This window comes from Bradyrhizobium glycinis, from assembly GCF_016031655.1.
Classification (GTDB): Bacteria; Pseudomonadota; Alphaproteobacteria; order Rhizobiales; family Xanthobacteraceae; genus Bradyrhizobium; species Bradyrhizobium glycinis.
Window position 1 is genome coordinate 27,924 of record NZ_JACCHQ010000030.1, and the last position, 24,659, is coordinate 52,582.

A 24,659-nucleotide genomic window follows, 5' to 3' on the forward strand; every position below is an offset into this window, starting at 1 on the left:
CGGATGAGCCGCGGGGGACTTGGAGAAAATTGCCGTCGATCGTCAGGTCTTGTGCAGCGACAGATGTCTCATGGGACGATCGGCCTCCGCCTGCGTCGACCGATTGCTCGAGCTCTCAGCACGCCAGATGGCGACAACGGCGACAATGACGAGACCCGCGCCCACCAGCATCATGCGAGAGAATGGCTCTCCGAGCACGAGGGTGCCGAGCAGCACCGCGATGACCGGATTGACGAAAGTGTAGGTCGAGACCAGGGAGGTCGAGACATTCTCGAGCAGCCAATTGTAGGCGACGAATCCGATCACGCTGCCGGAGACGATCAGCCAAAGAGCTGCTGCAACTGAGGTCATCGAGACCTCGCTCGGTCTAAAACTCTCCAGCTCGCCCGTCAGCCAGCTGATCGCGAACAACACGGCGCCTCCAATCGATAGCTGCATGCCAGAGAGCGCGATCGCGGATTCCTGATGTGACATGCTGCGCGACAGCACGGTGCCGATCGACCACGACAGCGCCGCAGCGAGCAGCCACACGATCGGAAGCATGCTGATGCCGGCCTGCTCGGCATTCTGCAATGCCACGAGCCCGACGCCCACGAAGCCGGGGACGAGCGCGAGCAGCGCGATCAGCCGCGGGCGCTGATCGCCCGGGAATAGGGTGTCCGCCAGAAGGATCCAGAACGGAATCGTGGCGAGGACGATGGCGGCCACGCCGGACGGAACCGATTGTTGTGCGAAGGCGAGAACGCCGTGGCAGCCGACGAAGAAAAGCAGCCCGCAAAGGCCTGCCTGCAACCATGTCCGCCCCGGGGCGCTCGCGACATGTCTGCCGCTCAAGGCAAGCAAGATCATGCCGCCGCAGAACGATCGAACTGCCATCAGCAGAAACGGCGGTATCGATGTCAATCCCAGCGTGATCGCGAAATAGGTGGAACCCCACAGGAGATAGATGGCCGCAAACGAGCCGATAACCAGGAACCGTCTGCTCATGATTGCTCCGACTGAGATGGATATCGGAGCAACCAAGTCGTTACCGGTTGATGCGTTCCGGTTCAGACGCTTCAGACCCCGTCGAGGATGATCACCGTCGGCTTCGTCGGCAGCGTATCCCGCGACATCCGGAACGAGCGCTCGAGGCGGCGGTCGATCTCGAACTGCTGGCCGATCCGGCGCATGAAGTCGTCGAGCGGGGTGGCGAAGCGGTGCATCGGCAGCACCACCGAGGCGCGCAGCCGCCTGGTGATCTCGGAGATGCCGTCGAGCGACATGGTATAGGTACCGTCAATCGGTACCATCACGATGTCGAGCCGCCCAATCTGGGCAAAATGGCTGTCGTCGAGCTTATGGTGAAGATGGCCGAGATGGCCGATGCAGAGGCCGGCCGCCTCGAAGATGAAGATGGAATTGCCGTCGCGGATCATGTCACTGCCGGCATCGTCGCTGTAATAACGTCGAATGTCGGTCGTGACGTTGCGGATGAAGGTGTCGCTGATGCGCTGCGACACGATCGCCGGCTTGCCGTCGTCGCTCCAGCCATGCAGCACATGGGGAATTCGTTTGTCCGGATACAAGGAATAGTGCGTGCTGTGCGCGCGGTTCATGGTGACGACATCGGGCAGTCGCCCCACCTGATAAGCGCCACTATAATCGGTCGCGATGCGCAAGCCGGCGGGCGTGTCGATGAAATAGGTGGAATGGCCGGCATAGGTGATCTCGACCTCGGCCGCAGCTGCCGCCTGCCTGAAGACCACCGGCATGACCCGCGGCGCCGCATTGGCCATCGCGAGGCATTCGCTGCGCTGCAGCTGTTGGGCGAGGGCAGGGGTTAGGAATGCGCCAAACAGCGCGATAGCCGCCAAAACCAGTCGCCGCATGGATCCGTCCCCGATGACTTCGCGGCGAAGTCTAGCGTGCAATGCGGAGGCTCGCCAATGGGGTGCGATCAACAGCGCGTCAGTGTCGCACCTATTGCTCGCGCTTCGGGCTGAACTTCCAGGTGACCGCGACAAGGCCTGCGGTGATCAGGCCGCTGATGAGGCCGGCCAGCGGCAAAGCGAGCAACAGTGCGGCGGTGGCGGCCCAGCCGATCGAGGAGAAGGCCTCGGCGAAGGTCGCCAGCCGCGAGGACGTCTGGCGGCGTCGGAATTGGCTGCGTCTTGCCTGCACTCGGAACCAAAGCTGGATCGCGGTTGCCGAGGCGGCGCTGACGATGATCGCGCCGGCGCTGATTGCGGCCTGATTGGGCGAGGCGAACGCCAGCGCCGCCAGCAGCGGAGCGAAGATTGCGGCGATCGCGATCAGCACCACCTCGATCTTGGCCCGGATGATGCCGGACGGCATCAAGGGCGCGGTCGCGACCAAGTCGGGCGCGTCCTCGCCCGAGATCGTCAGCCAGGCGAGCCCGCCCGCGAGCTGTCCGGCCGCCATCACGATGACGGGTGTGATCAGCGTCAGCGCCGCCGAGCTGTCGGCAAAATTGCGCCAGAGCAGCAGCGCCGGCGGCACCAGATAAAGCAGCTGCATCAAGGTTTGCGAGATCAGCCATGGATCGCGCCACAGCAGCATGAATTCCTTGCGACGCAGCGCCTGCTGGCGCGATCCGCCGCGGAACGCGCGGTCCTTGGCACGGACGCGGCCGGACGTGGCGTAGGCCGCCGCATCGATCGCGGTGTCGGCAAAGCGGTGCGAGAAGATCGCCATCACCCCGCCGAGCATGACCAGCGCGAGCGCGAGAAGCAGCGCCAGCGCCTCGTTGCCGCCCATCGCCGCCCGCGCCGGCCACCACCAGGTGCTGTCGACGTCGGGCGCGTAGGCGGCAAGGCTCCCCGAGGTCAGGATGGTGAAGCGCGACAGCGTGCCGTAGGACATGATCGCCGCGACCTGAAGCGCAATCACGAAGCCCGCGCCGATGATGGCGGCGAGGATCTGGGCGATCAGGCGCGTCCGCGCCGGGCCAATCAGCCGGAACAGGAGAATGGTGACGGCGATCGCGATCGCCGCCGCCGACAGGCCCATCGCAATGACGACGCCGAAGGCTGCGAGCCACCGCGCGCCGCCGCCGATCACCAGAACGTCGATGAAGGGTGTCGAGAACAGCAGCGCCAGCGCGGTGATGGTCAGCGCGATCGCGGCGATGCGGACCGAGAAAAGATTGGCGAGCCTCGCCGGCGAGGACATGATCAGGTCGAGATCGGCGCGGGCGTAGAATACCCGTGTCACGGATTCGATCGCCTGCGACAGCATCAAGGTCCAGGCGAGAAAGATCGTCGCCGAAATGACGATCAGCGAGGTTTTGTCGAGCGGCAGCTGCAGGTCGGCGAAGCGGCCGATCACCGTCCAGGCCGGCAGGTGGAGCAGCGCGGCGAAGCATAACAGGCCGATCATTGCCGCGCGCGCCCGTTTGCGGCGCCCGCCCGTCATCATGGCGAGCCATTCGCGCCAGGCGAGCCGCAGCTCGTGGCGAGCAAACCAGGACAGCGCGGTTGCCGAGCTCATGCCGCGGCCTGGAGCGTCACCAGCGCGATGAAGAGATCTTCCAGGCTGGTGTCGGCATGGCCGTTCTGCTGGCGCAGCTCGGTGAGCGTACCTTCCGCGACCAGGCGGCCTGAGGCGATCACGCCGATGCGGTCGGCCATCCGCTCGGCGACCTCGAGGATATGCGTGGTCATGATGACGGTGCAGCCGGCGCGGACACGCGCGCTGAGCAGGCCCTTCACATGACGGGCGGAGACCGCATCGAGCCCCGTCAGCGGCTCATCGAGGATGATGAGGCGGGGATCGTGCACCAGCGCCCCTGCGAGAGCGACCTTCTGGCGCATGCCCTTGGAAAAGCCCTCGCAGCGCTCGTGGCGGTGCGCCTCGAGCCCGAGCGAATCGAGCAGTTCCTCGGCGGCCGGTTGCGCGATCGGCGGCGCGATGCCCCAGAGGCCGGCGACGAATTCGAGATATTCGAGCGGGGTGAGCTTGTCGTAGATCATGGGCTCGTCGGAGACCCAGGCCATCACCTGCTTGGCGGCGACGGGATCCTGGAGCGCATCGATGCCGAAGATCGAGACGGCGCCGGCATCGGGCCTGAGCAGGCCCGCAACCATGCGCAAAGTGGTGGTCTTGCCGGCGCCGTTTGGGCCGACCAGCGCATAGAATTCGCCGGCGTGAATGCTGAGATCGAGGCTGTCGACCGCCAAACGGTCAAAACGCTTCGTTAACCCTCGGACTTCCAGGGCCGAGTTATCCGGCTTCATGACGGCCACACCATCCGGTTTGCATCGCCCGCGACCATGACCTGAAGATGTTTCGGCACCGTGAATCGCACTGCTGCAAATTCCGCCAACCGGATTGGACTAAAGGCAAGGCATCCCGACAAGTCACCGTTTGTTGACAGCGCGCGGGCGTTCAGGCTGAATTGATTCCGGACAAATGGCGCGAACGCGGCGAAACGACTGCGTAGCGACTGGACACAAGATGCGGCAAGGCGGCCTAGAAGAACGCCGGTTGCATCGGGAGGACGCGCGTCAATGCTGGATTTCGTTCAGCAGCTGGTCAGCGGTGTTGCGCTCGGCTGCGTCTACGGCCTGATCGCGCTCGGCTTCGTGCTCGTCTACAAGGCCACCGAAGTCGTCAATTTTGCCCAGGGCGATCTGATGATGCTGGGCGGCTTCTTCGCCTTCACCTTCATCGGCATGATGGGCCTAAACTACTGGATCGGCTTCGCCGGTGCGGTCGCTGCCATGGCGCTGTTCGGCATGCTCGCCGAGCGCGTGGTCGTGCGGCCGATCCTCGGCTATCCCCAGTTCTCCATCATCATGGTTACGATCGGTCTCGGCTATTTCCTGCGTTCGGTCGCCGGCATGATCTGGGGCACCGACGACCTGAAGATCGAGACGCCGTTCAGCCAGGGCGTGCTGCGCGTGGGCTCGCTGGTGCTCGCCTACGACAAGCTCTCCGTGATCGCGGCGACGATGATCCTGTGCACGCTGCTCTGGCTGTTCTTCAACAAGACCACGCTCGGCACCGCGATGCGCGCCAGCTCCGAGAACATGCTGGCAGCCTATTACATGGGCATTCCGGTCAAGCGCGTCGTATCCGTCGTCTGGGCGATCAGCGCGGCGGTCGCGACCTGCGCCGGCGTGCTGCTGGCGCCGATCACCTTCATCCACTCGAACGTCGGCCTCGTGCTCGGCCTCAAGGCGTTTCCCGCCGCCGTGCTCGGCGGCTTCGGCTCGATCCCCGGCGCCGTGGTCGGCGGCGTCCTGATCGGCGTGATCGAGAGCATGGCCGGCTTTTACCTGCCCGAGGGCTGGAAGGATGTCGCGCCCTACATCGTACTGCTGACCGTGCTGCTGCTGAAGCCCGAGGGCCTGTTTGGCCTCCACGTCCGCAAGAAGGTCTGAACGCCATGCGCTTCCTGTTCAAGACCGACTACGAGGACGACATCAAGCTGTTCCCGCATTCGGGCTACGTCGTCACCTACGGCGTCCTGCTCGCGCTGCTGCTGATCGCGCCTTACGTGCTCTCCAGTTATCTGATGAGCCAGCTCGTCTTCGTCTGCATCTATGCGACCGTCGGCGTGGCGCTCTTGATCCTGACCGGCTTCACCGGCCAGGCCTCGCTCGGGCACGCGGCGTTCCTCGCCATCGGCGCCTACACGGCCGCGTACTTGCAGAAGTACAACGTGCCGTTCCCGGTCTACTTCCTCGCCGCCGGGCTGTTGACCGGCATCATCGGCGCGATGGTCGGCTTCCCGGCGCTGCGCCTCACCGGCATCTATCTCGTCATCGCCACGATATCGTTCGCATTGATCGTGGAGGAGATCCTGGCGCGGTGGGAGAGCGTCACCCACGGCAACGAGGGCATGCGGGTCAAGACGCTGTCGCTGCTCGGCGTCGCGGTGCCGCGCGACAGCCCGACCTTCTATTACCTCTGCCTTGCCGTGCTGGTGCTGACCATCGTCGGCACACTCAATTTGCTGCGTTCGCCGACGGGCCGCGCCTTCGTCGCGATCCGCGATTCCGAGACGGCGGCGCGCAGCATGGGCGTCAATGTCGCGCTCTACAAGGTGAAGTCGTTCGCGATCTCGGCCGCGATCACCGGCTTTGCCGGCGTCCTGTTCGCGCACAAGCTCTCCTTCATCTCGCCGGAGATGTTCACGCTTCAGCTCTCGATCGAGTTCATCATCGTGATTCTGATCGGCGGCACCTTCAGCCTGCACGGCGCCGTGCTCGGCGCGATCTTCATCGTGATGATCGACCCGTTCCTCACCTATCTGAAGGACGACATGCCCGGCATCATCGCCGGCGTCGCCGCGGCATTCGGCGCCGGCACGGCGACTGCGGGCAATATCGAGGCGAAGGTTGCGGCCTTCGCCTCGCTCAACGGCCTGAAGGGCGCGATCTACGGCATCATCATCGTGCTGTTCGTGCTGTTCGAACCGCTCGGGCTCTACGGCCGCTGGCTCAAGATCAAGCTCTTCTTCCAGCTGTTCCCGCTCTATAAGCGCGCCACCTTCAAGCGGCAGAAGATCTACGTGAAGTCGGAGCGCAATCGATGAGCTATTTCCGCGCCGAGAACCTGTCGCTGCACTTCGGCGGCCTCAAGGCGGTCGATGCGGTTTCGTTCGCGGTGGAGAAGGGCGAGATCCTCTCGATCATCGGGCCGAACGGCGCCGGCAAGAGCTCGATCTTCAACCTGATCTCGCGGATCTACCGGCCGACCTCGGGCCGCATCTTCTTCGAGGACCAGGACATCACGGAGCAGCCGCCCTACGACATCGCCAAGCTCGGCATCGCCCGCACCTTCCAGAACATCGAGCTGTTCGAGAACGCGACCGTGCTGTCGAACCTTCTGGTCGGCCGCCATCGCCATTCGACGACGCAGCTCTGGCAGGAGCTCTTGTTCCTGCCGAGCGTGCGGGCTAACGAGAAGGTGCACCGCCGCCGGGTCGAGCAGGTCATCGAATTCCTCGACCTCGAACCCTACCGCGACAAGCTGATTTCGGGGCTGCCTTACGGCGTGCGCAAGGTGATCGAGCTGGCGCGCGCGCTGTGCTCGGAGCCGAAATTGATCCTGCTCGACGAGCCGTCCTCCGGCCTCAATGTCGAGGAGACGGACGACATGTCGTTCTGGATCCGCGACATGAAGAGCGAGCTCGGTGTCACCGTGCTGATGGTCGAGCACGACATGTCGCTGGTCAACCGCGTCTCCGATCGCGTCATCGCGCTGAACTATGGCCGCGTGCTGGCGATGGGCTCGCCCGCCGAAGTGCAGCAGCACCCCGACGTCGTCGCAGCATATCTGGGAGCTTGAGCCGATGGATGCCGCTGCGACCCGGGACATCATCCTCAAGCTCTCCAACATCGAGAGCTATTACGGGCCGATCATGGCGATCCGCGGCATCTCGCTGGAGGTGCCGCGCGGCCGTATCGTCACGTTGCTCGGCGCCAACGGCGCCGGCAAAACCACGGTGCTGAAGACCATCTCCGGCATCCTCGATCCGCAGAAGGGCGCGATCGAGTTCATGGGCAAGCCGATCCAGCGCATGGAGGCCGACCGGATCGTGCGGCTCGGCCTCAGCCACGTGCCGGAGGGGCGCGAGGTGTTCCCGTTCCTCTCGGTGCGCGAGAACCTGATGATGGGCGCCTATCCGCGCAAGGATCGGGACGGCGTCGCGGAGGATATGGAGCGCGTCTACGGCTATTTCCCGCGCCTGAAGGAGCGCATCAACCAGCCGGCGGGCCAGCTCTCCGGCGGCGAGCAGCAGATGCTCGCGATCGGGCGCGCGCTGATGAACCGGCCGACGCTGCTCTTGCTCGACGAGCCATCGCTCGGCCTGTCGCCACTGCTGGTGAAGGAGATCTTCACCATCATCCGCCGGGTCAACGAGGAGCAGGGCATGTCGATCCTGCTGGTCGAGCAGAACGCCAAGGTGGCGCTGGAAACCGCCCATTACGGCTATGTGCTGGAGATCGGTCGTATCGTGATGAACGATACCTGCGACCGCTTGATGCATTCCCAGGACATCCAGGAATTCTACCTTGGTGCCAAGGAAGCGGGCGCGCGCGGCGAGCGGCGCTGGAAAAAGAAGAAGACGTGGCGGTGAGAACGAGCTGGCAGTAAGATGAGCTTGCCCAACCTTAAGCAAAGACCGCCGGCAAGGCAGGCAGCGGAGGGCAGGCGACAAGGAGGAGAGACGCATGGTCCGACCGGCGGTGCTGACGGTCGCTGATACGATCGCGAAGAGCTTCTTGCGTGCCGCCGAGACGCGGGGCGACAGGCCGGCGATCCGCGAGAAGAAGTTCGGCATCTGGCAACCGACGAGCTGGCGAGAGTGGCTGGAGATCTCCAAGGAGATCGCCTACGCGCTTCGCGCCGTCGGCTTCATGCCCGGCGACGTCGCCTCCATCATCGCAAATGCCGTGCCCGAATGGGTCTACGCCGATATGGGCATATTGTGCGCCGGCGGCGTCTCCTCCGGGATCTATCCGACCGATTCTGCGTCCCAGGTCGAGTATCTCGTCAATGACTCCGCCACCCGGGTGATCTTCGCCGAGGACGAGGAGCAGCTCGACAAGATTCTCACCTGCCGCGCGCGTTGCCCGAGCTTGCAGAAGATCATCGTGTTCGACATGGAGGGCCTCAGCGGCTTCTCCGACGACATGGTGATGTCGCTCGACGAGTTTCGCGCGCTCGGCCGGAACCACATGGTCGGCCGCGAGGCGCTGTGGCAGGAGATGATCAACAGCCGCAGCGCCGGCGATCTCGCGATCCTCGTCTATACGTCCGGCACCACCGGCCCGCCCAAGGGCGCGATGCACGCCAATCGCAGTGTCACCCACCAGATGCGGCACGCCAACGACTTCATCCCGGCGCAGGACGACGAGGACCGGCTGGTGTTCCTGCCGCTCTGCCACGTCGCAGAGCGTGTCGGCGGCTATTACATCTCGGTTGCGCTCGGCTCGGTGATGAATTTTGCCGAAAGCCCGGAAACCGTGCCGGACAATCTACGCGAGGTGCAGCCGACCGCCTTTCTGGCGGTGCCGCGCGTCTGGGAGAAGTTCTATTCCGCCATCACCATCGCGCTGAAGGATGCGACGCCGCTGCAGCAATGGGTCTATCGCCGCGCCATCGGCATCGGCTACCGCATGGTCGATTGCCGGCTCGAGGGCAGAGCGCCGCCGCTGTCGCTGCGCATCGCCAACCGCATCGCCTACCTGGTCGCGTTTCGCAACATCCGCCGCATGATCGGGCTCGACCGTTGCCGCATCGCATTCACCGGCGCAGCGCCGATCGCACCGGAGCTGATTCGCTGGTATCTGGCGCTCGGCATCGACATGCACGAGGTCTACGGTCAGACCGAGAATTGCGGGGTCGCAACCATGATGCCCGCGGACAAGATCAAGCTCGGCTCGGTCGGCACCGCGGTGCCCTGGGGCGAGGTCGCGCTGTCGCCCGACGGCGAGATCCTGATCAAGGGCGACTTCCTGTTCATGGGCTATCTGAACCAGCCGGAGAAGACCGCAGAGACGATCGATTCCCGCGGCTGGCTGCACACCGGCGACGTCGGCACCATCGACAATGAGGGCTTCGTCCGCATCACCGACCGGATGAAGGACATCATCATCACCTCCGGCGGCAAGAACATCACGCCGTCCGAGATCGAGAACCAGCTCAAGTTCTCGCCGTACATCTCGGACGCGGTCGTGATCGGCGACAAGCGGCCCTATCTCACCTGCCTCGTGATGATCGACCAGGAGAATGTCGAGAAGTTCGCCCAGGATCACGACATCCCCTTCACCAATTATGCCAGCCTGTGCCGGGCGAGGGAGATCCAGGATCTGATCGGGCGCGAGATCGAACAGGTCAACGGTAATTTTGCCCGCGTCGAAACCATCAAGAGGTTCTACCTGATCGAGCGCCAGCTCACTCCGGAGGACGAGGAGCTGACGCCGACCATGAAGCTGAAGCGCGGCTTCGTGAACAAGCGCTATGCCGCCGAGATCGAAGCGATGTATCGCGAACGCGCGGTGGCGTGACGGTTCGTTCCATTTCGAGAAAGCGAAGGAGCTGTGGCCCCGCCCTTCGTGCAATACGGGCCTTTAGGAGAGGAGACGTCAATGTCGAAATCGTTCAGCGCATTCGGCCTTGCTGTGAGTGCCGTGGTGCTCACCTGTCTGCCGGCCGCAGCGCAAACCAAGGTCACCAATGAGGGCATCTCGGCAACCGAGATCGTCATCGGCACCCACCAGGATCTGTCGGGTCCGATCAAGGGGTGGGGCGTCCCGGTCGCAAACGGGATGAAGATGGCGGCCGAGGAGATCAATGCGGCCGGCGGAATTCACGGCCGCAAGATCCGGCTGGTGGTCGAGGACAGCGGCTACGATCCGAAGAAGGCCGTGCTGGCGTCGCAAAAGCTGATCGAGCGCGACAAGATCTTCGCGATGGTGGGGCCGATGGGATCGCCGACGGTGCTCGCGGCGCAGGACATCCTGTTCGACGCCGGCGTGCTGCAGCTGTTCCCGCTGACGGCGGCCGAATTCACCTTCAAGTTCGACCCGGCCAAGCCGCAGGAGCGCCTGAAGTTCAACAACCTGCTGCCCTACGTCGAGAGCACGCGGGCCGCGCTGAAATACATGATGGAGTGGAAGGGCTTCAAGAAGCCCTGCATCATGCATCAGGACGACGAGTACGGTAAGAACGTGCTCGATGGCTTCAATCAGCAGCTCACCGCCATGAAGACGCAGCCGGCCTCGATCACGAGCTACAAGCGCGGTGCCTCCGATTTCAGCGCGCAGATCGCCAAGATGAAGTCAGACGGCTGCGACCTCGTCGTGCTTGGCACCGTGCTGCGCGAGACCATCGGGGCGATGACCGAAGCCAAGAAGCTCGGCTGGGACGTGACCTTCCTCGGGGCCACCCCCACGAACGTGATGGAGGTTCCTGCGCTGGGCAAGGACGCCGTCGAGGGTCTCTATGCCGCCAGCGGCTTCGAGATTCCTTATGAGGACACCGCCAAGGGCAAGGTGAAGGATTGGCTCGTCAACTACAAGAAGATGTTCAACGCCGATGCCAACACGCAGGCCATCATCGGCTACAATGCCATGATGACGTTTGCGTTCTACGCCAACAAGGCCGGCAAGGATCTCACCGGGCAGAAGATGCTCGACGCGCTCGAATCGGGCGAGAAATTCCTCGACATCTTCAACTCGCCGCCCACCAAGTTCTCCAAGACTGACCACCTCGCCAACACCATCACCCAGGTGCAGCAGGTCAAGGGCGGCCGCTGGGTGCTGGTGAAGGACAATCTGATGTTCTGATTTCTCGCGGCGCGAACGGTGCACCCTCTCCCCTTGCGGGAGAGGGTCGCTTCGCGTGAGCGAAGCCGGGTGAGGGGTTTCCATCCTCACGAACAGACTTGTGCGCGGTGAGAACCCCTCATCCGGCGCTTCGCGCCACCTTCTCCCACAAGGGGAGAAGGAAGAAAGCGCGCGGCGGAGAGAAACCCTACGACCCTCCGCCTGCGGTGCCCGAGCTCACCGGGGCGAGCTCGTCTTCCCGGCAGCGCCAGCCGTCGGCGGCTTTGACGAAGGCGAAGGTTCGCTGGATCCTCAGCCGGCGCGTGACGTTGAAGGCCTCTGCGGAGCGCGCCTTGTTGCCGGCCCCCTGCTGCGGCCGCCCCGTCGTGGCGTCCCAGCAGGTGCCAGTGCAGGTGGAGGCGACCTTGCTGCACACGGTGAAGGGAGCGAGCACGGCCATCTCGATTTCGCCGGTGACCTGTGCCTCCTGCTCGGTCACCTGGCTGTCGAGCGCATAGACGCGATTGATGCGCAGGAAACTGCCGCAGGAATTGGCCGCATGAATCCGCGCGGCGCAGAAATCGACGGCGTCAGTGTCGGGGATGCGGGACGCGACCTGCCGGCCGAACACCTTTTTGGCATCGCCTTTCGCGGCGCGGATTTCGTCGGTCTTGCGCTTTAAATGCTCGGCGAGACAGTCCTCCGCGGATTCCAGCTCCTGCACCGGCACGTTCTCCTTGCCGACCAGATTGCATTTGCGGTCGCGCTCGCGCGTCCACCGTCCATATTCGGCGAAGGCAAAGCGTGCCGCGGTCGGGTCCAATTTGCCGATCAGGCCGAGCACCTGGCCATTGAGCTCGGCTTCGGCAAGCGCCAGCGAGGGGTCTGCGCAGATCACCGCGGCCGCAGCGCTGTTGGCCGCAAGGCAGTCGAAATCCGGATCGCGAACGATCGCGGCGCGCTCCTCGGTGACCTTGAGCAGGCACGCCTTGACCGCCTCGAATTGGTCGGGGCGGATCGGGGTCTGGCCGACGATGCCGCAACTGAGATTGCGTTGGCGGACCCAGATCGCATTCTCCTCGATCGCCGGCAGGCGATCCGGCAGGCGAGCAAGCCGCGCCTCGATCGCGGTGTTCAGCTTCTCGGCGGCGGCGGCCAGCGTCGGATCACCGCAGAACAATTGATTGCCGGGGTCGCGAATCTGCTGGCAGTTGTTCTTGGCAAACAGCGGCAGCCTGTCGGCGATCGCGCGCTCGGATTGCGCGAACGCGGACCCCGCCGGCAATGCCAGCAGCGCAAGCACAGACAGCACGATGAATCGCATTCCAGTCGCCCCCGCACGGAAGGCGCCATGCTAGCCTCTGGTCATGCGCGGTGAAATGGGTTTGTGGACGAGCGCCGTGCGAGAAGCCCGCTACGAGCGATCAACGCGCCTCGGCGGCCGCCATCGAGACCTGCACCGGCTCGTCGACATATTTCAGCACGGCCGACTGATGGAGCACGAACAGTGGCTGATAGCTCCGCGTTGCGTCGTCCCTGACCATCGCCATGCGGCGATTGTCCAGCATCAGCCATTGGCCGTCGAGCTTTGCTGCGGCAATTGCGTGCGCCTCGCCGCCCCTGACGTCTCGCACCACGACGATGCGGAGGTCTTCAGAGGCAATTCCCGCCAGCCGCAGCGCGGCCAGCTTGGCGATGGCATAGTCCTCGCAATCGCCGGTCCCGCGCGCGAAGGTCGAAAGCGGCGAGCTCCAGACGTCGTCGGTGCCATCGCTGGCGGCATGGATGGCGAGATTGATGGCCCGGTTGACCTCGCCGAGCCGCGCGCGGCCGTCGCGGGCGCGGGCGTGGTCGACGATGGCGAGCAGCTCGAGCGCCGCCGGTGAAGCGCAATTGTCCCGGTCGCCGTCGCACAGCGCGAGCTGCACCATGTCGTCGTCGAGCTTGTCCTTCAGCGCGGACCATCTCTGCTGCAGGCCACCGGACGAGATGGCGAAGGCGAACAGGCCGAACGGTTCGGCGGATTTGCGCACGAGGACGCCGGCGCCCGGCGACAGCAGCGTGCCGGCGCGAAGCTCGGCGGTCGATCCGAGCAGGATCAAGCCGCACATGACAAGGGTTGCGCGCCAGGCGCGCGCGCGAGCAGCGGTCTCCATCTGACATCCCCTTCCCAGGCTTCACGAGATCCCCCTCGATCTCAATGTGCCGGGCTTTGTTGCTTTCGCGGAGATAGTGCGAGACGGGCCGTTTTGTTCTGCTTAATGCGCCCGGCAGGAGTTCCAAAAGCGGGCGACAGGCTGAACCAGACCCGCCCGAATCGTGTAAAATTTTACGATTCGGGGGCTAGGAGGGGCCTCGATGCCGCGAAACGGAGTCAATTGCAGGCAGAAGTTGCGATCGCCGCCGATTCTGGCGCCTATGGCTAACAGCCGCTATTTCACCGGTTCTGTTACTTAGGTCACAGAATTTACCCCGTATTTGCCGCAGGATGTTGCAGGGCAGCATGAACAAAAGATGACGCAAAGTATCTACTCTGCCAGCTTTACTTTGGATGACTTAGGGCGACGGGAAATGCGTGCATCTAACCTTGTTTCGACTTCCGATTTCTTCGAATATGACTTCCGCTCCTCTGGCAAGGCGGCGCCCCGCGCAGGCTCTTACGGCCAAGTGACGCGAAATCACAAGCAATAGATGGTTTCGCTAAGGACTTGGTAATGCTAAGCAAGCTTAAGCAGGCGATACTTATTTAGATTTTAACCCTTTTACGGTGCCCGGTTGAATTACGCTGGCAAATTTGACGCCGCTACGTCCTTGGACGGCCAGGGTTCCAGTTCGCCCGCCTCTGTCCACGTCGATTCCTTGACCGCCAAGCCGTTCATCGCAAAGGCGCACGGCCATTTGCCTGACGGCGCATTCGTCGTTCCGGACCCCAATCTGATCTTCAACGGCGAGTTCAAGCGTGCCGGGCTCGACCTCGTGCTGTCCCACGACGGTCACGAGTTCGTCGTTCATGATTATTTCAGGGGCGACAAGCGCGCCGCGCTCGCTTCGCCCGACGGCGCCCATCTCAGCGGGGACGTCGTCAACGCCCTCACCGGCCATGTCCAGGTTGCCCAGGCCGCTCCCGGTGCCGGTGCGGCCCAGGTCATCGGTCACGTCACCAAGCTCGTGGGCAGCGCGACCGCGATCCGCAACGGCGTCTCGGTCATCCTGAACAATGGCGACAACGTCGAAAAGGGCGACGTGGTTTCGACTGGCGCCGATTCGACGCTCGGCATCACCTTCATCGACGGCACCGTGTTCGGCCTGTCCTCCAACGCGCGGATGGTGCTGAACGAGATGGTCTACGACCCCAACGGGTCGAACAATTCCTCGCTGCTCAGCCTGGTCGCGGGCACCATCACCTTCGTCGCCGGCGAAACCGCCAAGCGCGGCGACATGAAGGTCGACACGCCGGTCGCCACCATGGGCATCCGCGGCACGGCGGTGCTCACCCAGATCAACTTCGTCGTTCCCGCCGGCGGCGGCGATCCGCAGCCGCAGGCGAGCTTCCAGGTGCTGGTCGAGCCGAACGGCACGACCGGCTCCTACATCCTGTTCGACAAGGTCACGCTGCTGCCGATCGCGACGGTCAACCAGGCCGGCCAGATGATCCAGATCAGCGGCGGCAACGTCTCGATCAGCAATGCACTGATGTCGCCGGAGGTGCAGAAGCTGATCACCGACGTGTTCACGCTGAAGTTCACCGACAACAGCACCAACACCAAGCTGACCACGAACTTCACCGACACGATCACGCCGTTCGGCCATGAGATGTTGCTCAAGTCGGCGTCCGGCTCCGCCGTCACCGCGACATTCGTCAATCTCACGCCGCACACGCAGGAAAACCCTACGACCTCGACGCCGACGCCCGGCCGCATTCCCGGTCAGCCGATCGCGCAAAGTTTCGACCTCGGCGGCAACCTGAAGACGGCGTTCGCGCTGACCGAACTGGCGGACACCACCGGCGATACGCACGCCGACACGATTTCCGGCTTGATCAGATTCCTCGATCAAAACCTCGGCGATCTGCCGACGGTGAGCGTGAGCCTCGCCGAGGCGCCGAACTACGTCTACAAGAATGCTGGCCAGCAGGACGTCACTGGTTCGCTCACCGCGCTGCAGAAGCAGGACATCGCGGCGACGCAGATCCAGATCAGTGTCGTGCCCGACCCCGGCAACAACAACAACGGCTCGGCGGTCTGGACCTACACGATCCCCGACCATGTCTTCGATTTCCTCGCGGCCGGCGAAACCCTGACGCTGACCTACATGGTCCGCGTCGACACCAATTTCGCGGTGAACCCCGAGTCCAGGTTCATCCCGATCACCATCACGATCACGGGAACGAACGACAAGCCTACCGTTGCGACGTCAGGCGGCACCATCATCGAGCAGGTCGGGACCGGCAACGAGGCGCTGGACATCATCACGGGCACGGTCACCTTCACCGACGTCGATCTGACGGACCGGCCGATCGTGAGCGCGGCGCTCTCGTCCGTCGAGCCGTTCAAATATCTCGATGCCGAAGGCAACGATATCACCGCGTCGCTGACGCCGGAGCAACTCGCGGCGATCGCTGCCGTCAAAGTGCCGCTGACCGTGGTTCAGGGTGCCGGAAACAGCAACAACGGCACGGCCACCTGGACCTACAGCGTTCCCGACCATCTCTTCGACTTCCTGGCCGAGGACGAGAAGCTGATCCTCAACTACGTGGTACAGGTCGATGATGGGCACGGCGGCGTCGTGAGCACGCCGATTACCGTGTCCATCGACGGTGCGGACGTCAATGTCGAGGGCACCAACGACGTGCCGACGATCGTTGACGACTCGACGACGCCCACCGGCGCCGTGACAGAGGACGCCGCGCCGACCCTGCTGGCCAGCGGCACCATCGCCTTTAACGATCCCGATCTCACGGATACGCACGGCGCGAGCTTCGTCCTGAAGTCGACGACGTCGAACGCGCATCTGCCCGGTTTTGGCAACGGCACCTCGCATATCGGTACCTTCGCGCTGGCGGCGGTGAGCGAGAGTCCGGGTGTCAGCACGCGCGGATCGGTGGGCTGGACCTTCACGCTCAACGATAACGACCCCGTGCTGCAGTCGCTGGCCGAGGGCCAGACCATCACCCAGGTCTACACCGTCAAGGTCGACGACCATCACGGCGGGACGGTCACCCGGGACGTGACGGTCACCATCACCGGCACCAATGACGCGCCGACCATCACGAGCGATGCCGACGCTGCAAAGGGGAGCGTCACCGAGAATACCGACGCCACGTTGTCCATCGAGGGCACGCTAGCGATCCAGGATCTCGACCTGATCGACACCCTCACCGCGCAGGCGGTGTTCACCTCGTCGTCCGTCAGTTCAGCTCTGTCGGGGTTCGGCGCCAACGCGAACATTGGCACGTTCACGATCGATCCGTCGGTGCTCGAATCCAGCACCGATACCAACAACGGCGCGACGCTGCGCTGGCACTTCAGCCTCGCCAACAACAACGCGGTGCTGCAATCGCTGGCCGAAGGCCAGACCATCACCCAGGTCTACACCGTCACCTTTACCGACAATCACGACGCGCAGGTCTCGCAGGACGTCACCGTCACGATCAACGGCGTCAATGACGCGCCGACGATCACGAGCGATCCCTGCGCGGCAAAAGGCGAGGTCATCGAGGATGAGGGCACCTCGCTGACGACCGGCGGCACGCTGGCGATCCAGGACGTCGATCTGATCGACTCCCACACGGCGGAGTGGACGTTCCAGTCGTCGTCGATCAGCTCGGCTCTGCCGGGCTTCGGGACCGGCTCGCATATCGGCACCTTCTCCATCGGCACGGTGTCCGAATCCGGCGACGACACCGATAACGGCGCGACGCTCGACTGGCACTTCACGCTCGACAACAGCGATCCTGTGCTGCAGTCGCTGGCGGAAGGGCAGACCATCACTCAGGTCTACACCGTCACTTTCAAGGACAATCACAACGCGACGGTCACGCAAGACGTCACCGTCACGATCACCGGCACCAACGATGCGCCGGCCGTCTCCTATGTCACGTCGAACTACATGAACTTCGACGGTGGGACCATCGCGGTCGGCGACGTGCCGACGGTCGCCACCGACGACGTGACGCTGGACGGCTGGGTGAACTGGAACGGAGACGCTGCGTCCACCAGCCAGGTCCTGTTCTACAATGGCAATACCTCGACCACTGGTTTCGGTCTCATGGGCACCGTCATCAGCGGCAAGCTGGAGATCGCGATCCTCGAGGGCGGTGTCGAAATCCAGGACACCGGCTTCGCGCTCACTGCAGGGCAATGGCATAACCTCGCCTTGACGCGCGACAACGGCATCTTCACGTTTTATGTCGATGGCAACGCCGTCTATTCCCACAGTGGAGGCGTCAACGCGATCGCTGGCGCTCAGGAACCGTCCTACATGATGATCGGAGCGGCGAGCGGCAGGTACGCTCCGGGCTTCGGCACGCAAGGCTTCACCGGCTCGATCGCCGATGTCAGCGTCTGGACCACCGCACTCACGCAGGCACAAATCCAGTCGATCGACTTCACCGCACTCACCGGCGGCGAGGCAAATCTGGCCGCCTATTACCAGCTTGGCGACGGCAGCGGGAGCACGGCCTCCAATACGGTCAACCCCGCCAAGAGCCTCGCCATCGAAGGTGATGCAGATTGGGCCAGCGGGACCTCCGGGCCGGGCGGCGCATTTGCCGATCTGATGGAGACCAATGGCGGCCAGCTCTCGCATGGCGTGCTGGCGGTCTCCGACGTCGACGCGAGCGACCATGTCACGGTGGCGGTCGCCGACGTGCAGGTCTCGCTCGGTGGCGTGCCGCAAACCGGCAGCGTCGGCGGGCTGTCGCATGCCGACCTCCTGAACTATCTGACCGTGCCGTCCGGCGACATCCTCGACGGCACGGCTACCCACACCCAGTTCGCCTGGGAGTTCAATTCGGCCGGCCAGGCCTTCGACTTCCTCGCCGCCGGCCAGACGCTGTCGCTGCAATACACCATCGTTCCGTCGGATGCCGAAGGGACCGGCACCAGTGCTGTCGTCACCATCAACATCACCGGCACGAACGACGCACCGACGCTATCCGATCTCCAGATCGGCCCACTCACGGATACCGCCGCGGCCGACACCTTCTCTAATCTCACTGGCCAATTGTCCGGGACCGACGCCGACAGCGGTGAGACGGCGACGCTGACCTATGCCGTCCTCAATTCAGATCACCACACGGCGACGACGGTCGCGGGACTCTACGGCTCGCTGACGGTCAATTCCGACGGCAGCTACAGCTACGTTCCAAATGATGCTGCTATCAATGCGTTGGCGGACGGATCGTATGTCGATACGTTCACGGTCCAGACCACGGACATCCATGGTGCGACCGACACGGCAACGCTCGAGGTGAACGTGACCGGTGCGGACGACGGTGCAGGCCCGGTCATCAACACCGAGAGCTTCCAGGTCGAGCACATCATCGAGAACAGCAACGAGATCATCACCGATCTCATGATTACCGACACCGATCCCGGCGTCGCGACGGACACTTTCACGGTCACGCTGTCGACCGCGAATCCGGACGTCAGCCTCGCCAGTGTTTATCCGACGACCGGTACGCTCGAGCAGATCAACGCCGGTCTCGCGAGCGGTGGCGGCATTGTCTACGATCCGACCGGCGCCGATCCCGAGGCGGAGCTGCCCGCCACCGATCAGATCACGCTGACCGTTGCCGACTCCGCCGGCCGCTCCGACACTGTGAACTTCATCTTCTTCGAAGGGGCCGAGAGCCAGGGCATGACCCTGCAAGGCACCGACGGCAAGGACGTCATTTTCGCGACCGGGTCGAGCGACACGCTCATTGGCGGCGCCGCCAAGGATCAATTCGTGTTCGCGCCGGCATCGTCGCAGGATATGGTCCAGCACACCGTCGACGATTTCGAGTTCGGTCTCGACAAGATCGACCTGCGGCAGTTCAGTGGCATCAGCTCTTTGAGCGACCTTAGCCCGACCACCGCGCAGGATGGCGGGACGCTGCTCACGCTGGATTGCCACGAGACGATCCTGCTCAAGGGTGTCGCCGTCGCAAATCTTCAGTCCAGCGATTTCATCTTCGGCACTCACGTCGCCTAGTGGAAGCTGGCGGCGCTCCCGGCTTGCACCTTGACCGCGGCAAAAAATCCATAATCCTCGGCATTCAGGGAATAGCCAACGGTTTGCCGACGCTCCATGATCGGTGCGCCCGGCATGATCCGGGACAGGAAGTCTGACTGGCATGAAACGTCTCAAGATCCTGCGGCGGTGGTTTGCGCGGAAGCTTGGCTTTGCGCGGCTGATGTGCCTTGCGCTGCTGGTTCTGTTCGCCGGCGCACGGCTCTGGGATCCGCCGCCGATCGAGGAATTGCGGCTGCGTACCTTCGACATGTTCCAGCTGATCCATCCCAGGCACAAGACGGCGCGGCCGGTCACCATCGTCGACATCGACGACAAGAGTCTCGCCAAGCTCGGGCAATGGCCGTGGCCGCGGACGCGGATCGCCGATCTGATCCAAAGCCTCACCAACAACGGCGCGGTGGCGATCGGCTTCGACGTGGTGTTTTCGGAGCCCGACCGGCTCAATCCGGATCTGGTGGCAGGCCAGATGCGCTATCTCGACGATGCCACCCGTGCCAAGCTGCGCGAGCTGCCGACCAACGATCAGATACTTGCCGAGGCGATCAAGCGCTCGCGCGTGGTGCTGGGCGAGACGGGTCTGCCCGGCATCCTGACCGAGCTCGACAAGTCGCTTCCGTTCACGGGCGTGGCGACGGTCGGAGAGGAAGGCGCCGAACGCTTCCTGTTCGAATTTCCGGGCCTGCTGCGCAACGTGCCGGTGATCGAAATGGCGGCCGCCGGCCGCGGTCTGTTCTCGATCAGAAAAGAGCGAGACGGGTTCATCCGCCGCGTGCCGATGGTCATGCGTGCCCAGGGCAACATCATGCCGTCGCTCAGCCTCGAGATCCTGCGGGTCGTCACGGGCACGCCGACGCTGCTGGTCAGGACCGACAAGACCGGCGTGCGAGCCGTGCGCCTCAAGGGCCTCGAGATCCCCACGGACAAGAACGGCCAATTCTGGGTGCACTACGCCCGCCGAGATCCCTCGATCTACGTCTCCGCGGCCGACGTGCTCGACAACAGCGTGTCGCCGAGCAAGTTCGCCGGCAAGCTGGTGCTGGTCGGGACCTCCGCGGCCGGCCTCAACGACATCAAGACGACGCCGGTGTCCGCGACCATGCCGGGTGTCGAGATCCATGCCCAGGTGCTGGAGAGCGTGCTCAGCGGCGCGGCGATCTCGCAGCCGAACTACGCGCTCGACTTCGAGCTGATCGCGGCGCTGGTGATCGGCCTGCTCGTCATCATCTTCACGCCGAATCTCGGCCCCGTCCGCCTGGTGCTCGCGGGTGGGGCCTTCGCCGCCATCCTGATCGGCGTCTCCTGGTTCTTCTACGCGCAGCACCGCCAGCTCATCGACTTCACCTATCCGCTGCTGTCGACCACCGCGGTCTATCTGACGCTGATCTTCGCGAGCTTCGTGCGCGAGCAGCGCCAGCGCGTGCAGATCCGCGGGCAATTCGCGCAATACATGTCGCCGGTGCTGGTCGAGCAGCTGGCGCAGTCGCCGGAAAAGCTCGTGCTCGGCGGCGAGGAGCGCGAGATGACGATCATGTTCTCCGACGTGCGCGGCTTCACCACGATCTCGGAGAGCTACAAGCACGATCCGCAAGGGCTGATCGCGCTGATGAACCGCTTCCTGACGCCGCTGACCGACGTGATCATCGAGCGCAAGGGCTATATCGACAAGTACATGGGCGACGCCATCATGGCGTTTTGGAACGCGCCGCTCGACGATCCCGAGCACGAGATCAACGCCTGCGAAGCCGCGATCCAGATGCTGGAGCAGATCGACGAGGTCAACAAGGAGCGCGAGCAGGAGGCCGCCGACGGCGGCCACGTCTACATCCCGCTCAATGTCGGCATCGGTCTCAACACCGGCATCGGCGTGGTCGGCAACATGGGCTCCGACCTGAAGAAGAACTATTCGGTGCTCGGCGACAGCGTGAACCTGGCCTCTCGCCTCGAGGGCCAGTCGAAGGCATACGGCTTTCCGATCATCGTGGGATCGCGCACCGCGCTCGCCGCCAAGGAGAAGTTCGCGATCCTCGAGCTCGACTTCATCATGGTCAAGGGCAAGACCGAGCCGGAAGTGATCTACGCCATCGCCGGCCGCGAGGACGTGATGCATTCGGCCGCGTTCCAGCGCCTGCGCAACATCACCATCGAGATGCTCGGCTGCTACCGCAGCCGTGACTGGCAGGGTGCACTGGATGCCATCGAGCGCGGCCGCAAAAGCGAGGACGCCGACACGTTGGAGAAGCTGTTCAGGCTTTACGAGGCGCGGATCAAGGATTTCCAGATCGATCCGCCGCCGGAGGGCTGGACCGGCGCCTATGCCCTGCTGACCAAGTAGTCGTCACGGTCACCGCTCGCGCTGGGTGGGCACAACAAAGCATACCTACCATATGCAGGTGCATCGAGGTAAGTATGACGGTGGGACGGCGCTTGGCGCCTCTGCCCAACCAAAAGAAAAAGGGCGAGCTGAGTGATGGACGCACAAGTGAAACAGAACGATCGCATCGGGGTTCTCGAGGAGCTCCTCAACGAGCGCTACTCCGTTCGCGCATTTCTCCCCAAGCAGGTCGATCGCGCCACCATCGAGCATGTGCTGGCGACTGCGCAGCGCACGGCATCCTGGTGCAACAGCCAGCCCTGGCAGGTCATTATCGCCAGCGGCGAGGCCAAGGAGCGCTTTCGCAAGGCGATCTACGCGGAGGCCTCGAAGGGCCTCGGCGACGATTACGATTTCACGCCACCGCGCGAATATGTCGGGGTCTATCTGGATCGCCGCCGCGAGAGCGGCTTCCAGCTCTACAACACGCTCGGGATCGCCCGCGGCGACAAGGCGGCCTACGCCAAGCAGGCGCTGGAGAACTACAATTTCTTCGGCGCACCGCATGTCGCCATCATCCACACCAACGAGCCGCTCGGCATCTACGGTGCGATCGATTGCGGCGCCTATGTCTCCAACTTCATGCTGGCGGCGCAGGCGCTCGGGCTCGGCACCATTCCGCAGGCCGCGCTGGCGCGGCATTCCGGCCTGATCCGCCGCCACTTCGCTCTGGCCGATGACCGCCGCGTCGTCTGCGGCATCTCGTTCGGCTACGCGGACCATGCGCACAAGGTCAACAGCTACCGCACCTCGCGGGCGAGCGTGGCCGAGACCGCGACCTTCGTGGATGTGTGATCGCGTGCCGTGAGCCCGATGCCATCGGCGTCATACGCGCGCGCGAAGACGGCCGTGGAAACGGCCGTCTTCATCTCGTCCCAGTGCGATTGACGCCGGCGGTCAACCGCCGCTGCCGCCGATCACGGCCCGCACGGTCTCGTCGGGTCCGAAATCCTCGGCGCCGTCGACATAGAGCAGCGCGGCGAGCTTCGAGCGGGCGCGGTTCACGCGGCTCTTGATGGTGCCGACCGCGCAGCCGCAGATCGAGGCCGCGTCCTCATAGGAGAAGCCGGACGCGCCGACCAGGATCAAGGCTTCGCGCTGATCCTGCGGAAGCTTGTCGAGCGCGCTGCGAAACTCCTCGAATTCGAGATGCGCATTCTGCGAAGGCTGGGTCTTCAGCGTCTTGGCATAGTTGCCCTCGGCATCCTCGACCTCGCGCCGCCGCTTGCGATAGTCGGACCGGAACAGGTTGCGCAGGATCGTGAACAGCCAAGCCGGCAGGTTGGAGCCGGGCTGGAACGAGTCGATGTTGGCGAGCGCGCGCAGCAGCGTCTCCTGGACCAAATCGTCGGCGCGGTCCGCATTGCCGCTGAGCGAGATGGCGAAGGCGCGCAGACTGGGCACGGCCGCCAAGATGTCGTTACGCAGGGAGTCCGTGAGAGGCATTAATCCCTCCCATTGTTGTTGTCGTTGGATCCGCCCTCATTTTCCACGTGGGGTGACGCTCCCGGCGCATCAAGCTTCTTGATCAGCTCTGCGAACCGATCCGGAACCCCCTGTCGCACGACGTCGTCGTACATGGCGCGCAACTGGTGCCCGATCCGGGATTGAATCTCCGGAGTGAGGCCTCCCTTGCCGGGGGTCGTGCTTCTGCTGGCTTGAGACTTGAGATCTTTCATGACCTGTTCCACGTTTCCCCGAGTTAAGTGACTGTAAAATCGAGAAGTTTTCTCAACCGGGAGCCGTTCCCTGGATAGGCACAATTCCAGCTGCGCCAAAAAGTTCCCAGCTCGGCGGAACTTTTGTTGACGTGAGGCGTAGACAGGCCAGCAGGGGAACCTGGGCCCCCCGCGTGATGCCTGACCTCAGGATTGCACCTCAAGGTTGGCCCGAAGACGAATGGAGTGGGGATGTCCCGTTCACAGGTAGTTGCTGAACACTTGCCGTTGTTGCGCCGGTACGCGCGGGCTCTGACAGGCAGCCAGGCCTCCGGCGACGCCTATGTCGCGGCCATGTTGGAAGCCATGCTGGGGGATCCGTCGGTGCTCGACGAGAGCCACGGGCCCCGGGCCGGCCTGTTCCGGCTGTTCACCCAGATCTGGAATTCGGTTTCCATCAACGACGATGCCGAGGTGACGACCCTGCCGATGCCGCCGGAGAGGCGGCTGTCCAACATCACCCCGCTGCCGCGCCAGGCCTTCCTGCTGCTCTCGCTCGAGGGCTTTTCGGAAGAGGAAGTCGCCTTCATTCTCGGCACCGATGTTGCCGAGACGCGCCGTCTTGCGGACGCAGCCGGACGCGAAATGGCCGCCGAGATCGCCACCGACGTGCTGATCATCGAGGACGAGACCTTCATCGCCATGGATCTCGAGAGTCTGGTGAAGAATCTCGGCCACAACGTCGTCGGCGTCGCACGCACCCATGCCGATGCGGTGGCGCTGGCCAAGAACAAGCGGCCCGGCCTGATCCTCGCCGATATCCAGCTTGCCGACGGCTCGTCGGGCCTGGACGCCGTCAACGAGCTGCTGCGCACCTTCGAGGTGCCGGTGGTGTTCATCACGGCCTATCCGGAGCGCTTCCTCACCGGCGAGCGTCCCGAGCCGGCATTCCTGATCTCAAAGCCGTTCCAGCCCGCGATGGTATCGGCGGTGGCGAGCCAGGCGCTGTTCTTCCAGCGCAACTCGCGCAACCGCACGCCCAAAGCGCCTGCGGCGTAAGGCGAAACCTATCGACCATGAGGACGGCGCGTCGCAAGGCGCGCCGTT

18 protein-coding genes are annotated in these 24,659 nt (G+C 63.9%); 10 read left to right on the forward strand and 8 right to left on the reverse strand.

Features of this window, described 5'->3' with window-relative positions:
- Positions 1–42: 42 nt before the first annotated feature.
- The 4 genes from HZZ16_RS31085 to HZZ16_RS31100 all read right to left on the reverse strand — a co-directional run bounded on the left by HZZ16_RS31085 (position 43) and on the right by HZZ16_RS31100 (position 4,238).
- Positions 43–987 (reverse strand): EamA family transporter, encoded by a 945-nt coding sequence (locus HZZ16_RS31085; RefSeq protein ID WP_197953813.1) that lies wholly within the window; start codon positions 985–987, stop codon positions 43–45.
- A 71-nt stretch (positions 988–1,058) separates the two neighbouring features.
- Entirely contained in the window at positions 1,059–1,871 is an 813-nt protein-coding gene (locus HZZ16_RS31090; protein ID WP_197953815.1) for an MBL fold metallo-hydrolase, read from the reverse strand.
- A 91-nt stretch (positions 1,872–1,962) separates the two neighbouring features.
- On the reverse strand, positions 1,963–3,492 hold the full coding sequence (locus HZZ16_RS31095; RefSeq protein WP_197953818.1) for a permease: 1,530 nt from the start codon (positions 3,490–3,492) through the stop codon (positions 1,963–1,965).
- A complete protein-coding gene (locus HZZ16_RS31100) occupies positions 3,489–4,238 on the reverse strand; it encodes an ABC transporter ATP-binding protein (protein ID WP_197953820.1) in 750 nt (249 codons plus the stop codon). The genes HZZ16_RS31095 and HZZ16_RS31100 overlap by 4 nt, the downstream gene beginning before the upstream one ends.
- Before the next feature lie 273 nt (positions 4,239–4,511).
- On the opposite strand from HZZ16_RS31100, the gene HZZ16_RS31105 reads away from it, so the two are divergent.
- The 6 genes from HZZ16_RS31105 to HZZ16_RS31130 all read left to right on the forward strand — a co-directional run bounded on the left by HZZ16_RS31105 (position 4,512) and on the right by HZZ16_RS31130 (position 11,306).
- Positions 4,512–5,387, forward strand: a complete 876-nt coding sequence (locus HZZ16_RS31105) for a branched-chain amino acid ABC transporter permease (RefSeq protein ID WP_197953822.1) — start codon at positions 4,512–4,514, stop codon at positions 5,385–5,387.
- 5 nt (positions 5,388–5,392) lie between these two features.
- Positions 5,393–6,544 carry a branched-chain amino acid ABC transporter permease gene (locus HZZ16_RS31110; RefSeq protein WP_197953823.1) on the forward strand — a complete coding sequence of 384 codons (1,152 nt, stop codon included), beginning with the start codon at positions 5,393–5,395 and terminating at the stop codon, positions 6,542–6,544.
- The gene (locus tag HZZ16_RS31115) at positions 6,541–7,299 is read left to right on the forward strand and encodes an ABC transporter ATP-binding protein (RefSeq protein WP_197953824.1); all 759 of its coding nucleotides are present in this window, start codon (positions 6,541–6,543) and stop codon (positions 7,297–7,299) included. Before HZZ16_RS31110 ends, HZZ16_RS31115 begins: the two co-directional genes overlap by 4 nt.
- Before the next feature lie 4 nt (positions 7,300–7,303).
- On the forward strand, positions 7,304–8,092 hold the full coding sequence (locus tag HZZ16_RS31120) for an ABC transporter ATP-binding protein (protein WP_197953825.1): 789 nt from the start codon (positions 7,304–7,306) through the stop codon (positions 8,090–8,092).
- Positions 8,093–8,186: 94 nt separating this feature from the next.
- On the forward strand, positions 8,187–10,025 hold the full coding sequence (locus HZZ16_RS31125) for an AMP-dependent synthetase/ligase (RefSeq protein WP_197953826.1): 1,839 nt from the start codon (positions 8,187–8,189) through the stop codon (positions 10,023–10,025).
- 81 nt (positions 10,026–10,106) lie between these two features.
- Positions 10,107–11,306, forward strand: coding sequence for an ABC transporter substrate-binding protein (locus HZZ16_RS31130; RefSeq protein ID WP_197953827.1), 1,200 nt, complete (start codon positions 10,107–10,109; stop codon positions 11,304–11,306).
- A gap of 187 nt (positions 11,307–11,493) precedes the next feature.
- On the opposite strand, the gene HZZ16_RS31135 is transcribed toward HZZ16_RS31130, so the two are convergent.
- Together HZZ16_RS31135 and HZZ16_RS31140 are read right to left on the reverse strand one after the other, a co-directional pair.
- Entirely contained in the window at positions 11,494–12,609 is a 1,116-nt protein-coding gene (locus tag HZZ16_RS31135; RefSeq protein WP_197953828.1) for a lysozyme inhibitor LprI family protein, read from the reverse strand.
- A gap of 100 nt (positions 12,610–12,709) precedes the next feature.
- The gene (locus HZZ16_RS31140; RefSeq protein WP_197953829.1) at positions 12,710–13,441 is read right to left on the reverse strand and encodes a transglutaminase-like cysteine peptidase; all 732 of its coding nucleotides are present in this window, start codon (positions 13,439–13,441) and stop codon (positions 12,710–12,712) included.
- 703 nt (positions 13,442–14,144) lie between these two features.
- On the opposite strand from HZZ16_RS31140, the gene HZZ16_RS31145 reads away from it, so the two are divergent.
- From HZZ16_RS31145 to HZZ16_RS31155, 3 genes are all read left to right on the forward strand, one after another.
- Positions 14,145–19,481, forward strand: coding sequence for a VCBS domain-containing protein (locus HZZ16_RS31145; RefSeq protein ID WP_246510559.1), 5,337 nt, complete (start codon positions 14,145–14,147; stop codon positions 19,479–19,481).
- 142 nt (positions 19,482–19,623) lie between these two features.
- Positions 19,624–21,855, forward strand: a complete 2,232-nt coding sequence (locus HZZ16_RS31150; RefSeq protein WP_197953831.1) for a CHASE2 domain-containing protein — start codon at positions 19,624–19,626, stop codon at positions 21,853–21,855.
- Positions 21,856–21,990: 135 nt separating this feature from the next.
- Positions 21,991–22,689 carry a nitroreductase gene (locus HZZ16_RS31155; RefSeq protein ID WP_197953833.1) on the forward strand — a complete coding sequence of 233 codons (699 nt, stop codon included), beginning with the start codon at positions 21,991–21,993 and terminating at the stop codon, positions 22,687–22,689.
- Between the two features lie 102 nt (positions 22,690–22,791).
- Here the strand turns inward: HZZ16_RS31155 and HZZ16_RS31160 are convergent, their stop codons facing one another.
- Both HZZ16_RS31160 and HZZ16_RS31165 read right to left on the reverse strand, forming a co-directional pair.
- Complete coding sequence (locus HZZ16_RS31160; RefSeq protein WP_197953835.1) at positions 22,792–23,340, reverse strand: sigma-70 family RNA polymerase sigma factor; 549 nt, start codon at positions 23,338–23,340, stop codon at positions 22,792–22,794.
- Positions 23,340–23,573, reverse strand: coding sequence for a NepR family anti-sigma factor (locus HZZ16_RS31165; RefSeq protein WP_025032292.1), 234 nt, complete (start codon positions 23,571–23,573; stop codon positions 23,340–23,342). Before HZZ16_RS31165 ends, HZZ16_RS31160 begins: the two co-directional genes overlap by 1 nt.
- Before the next feature lie 231 nt (positions 23,574–23,804).
- Here HZZ16_RS31165 and HZZ16_RS31170 point away from each other — a divergent pair, with 231 nt between their 5' ends.
- On the forward strand, positions 23,805–24,611 hold the full coding sequence (locus tag HZZ16_RS31170) for a response regulator (RefSeq protein ID WP_197953837.1): 807 nt from the start codon (positions 23,805–23,807) through the stop codon (positions 24,609–24,611).
- The last annotated feature ends 48 nt before the right edge of the window (positions 24,612–24,659 follow it).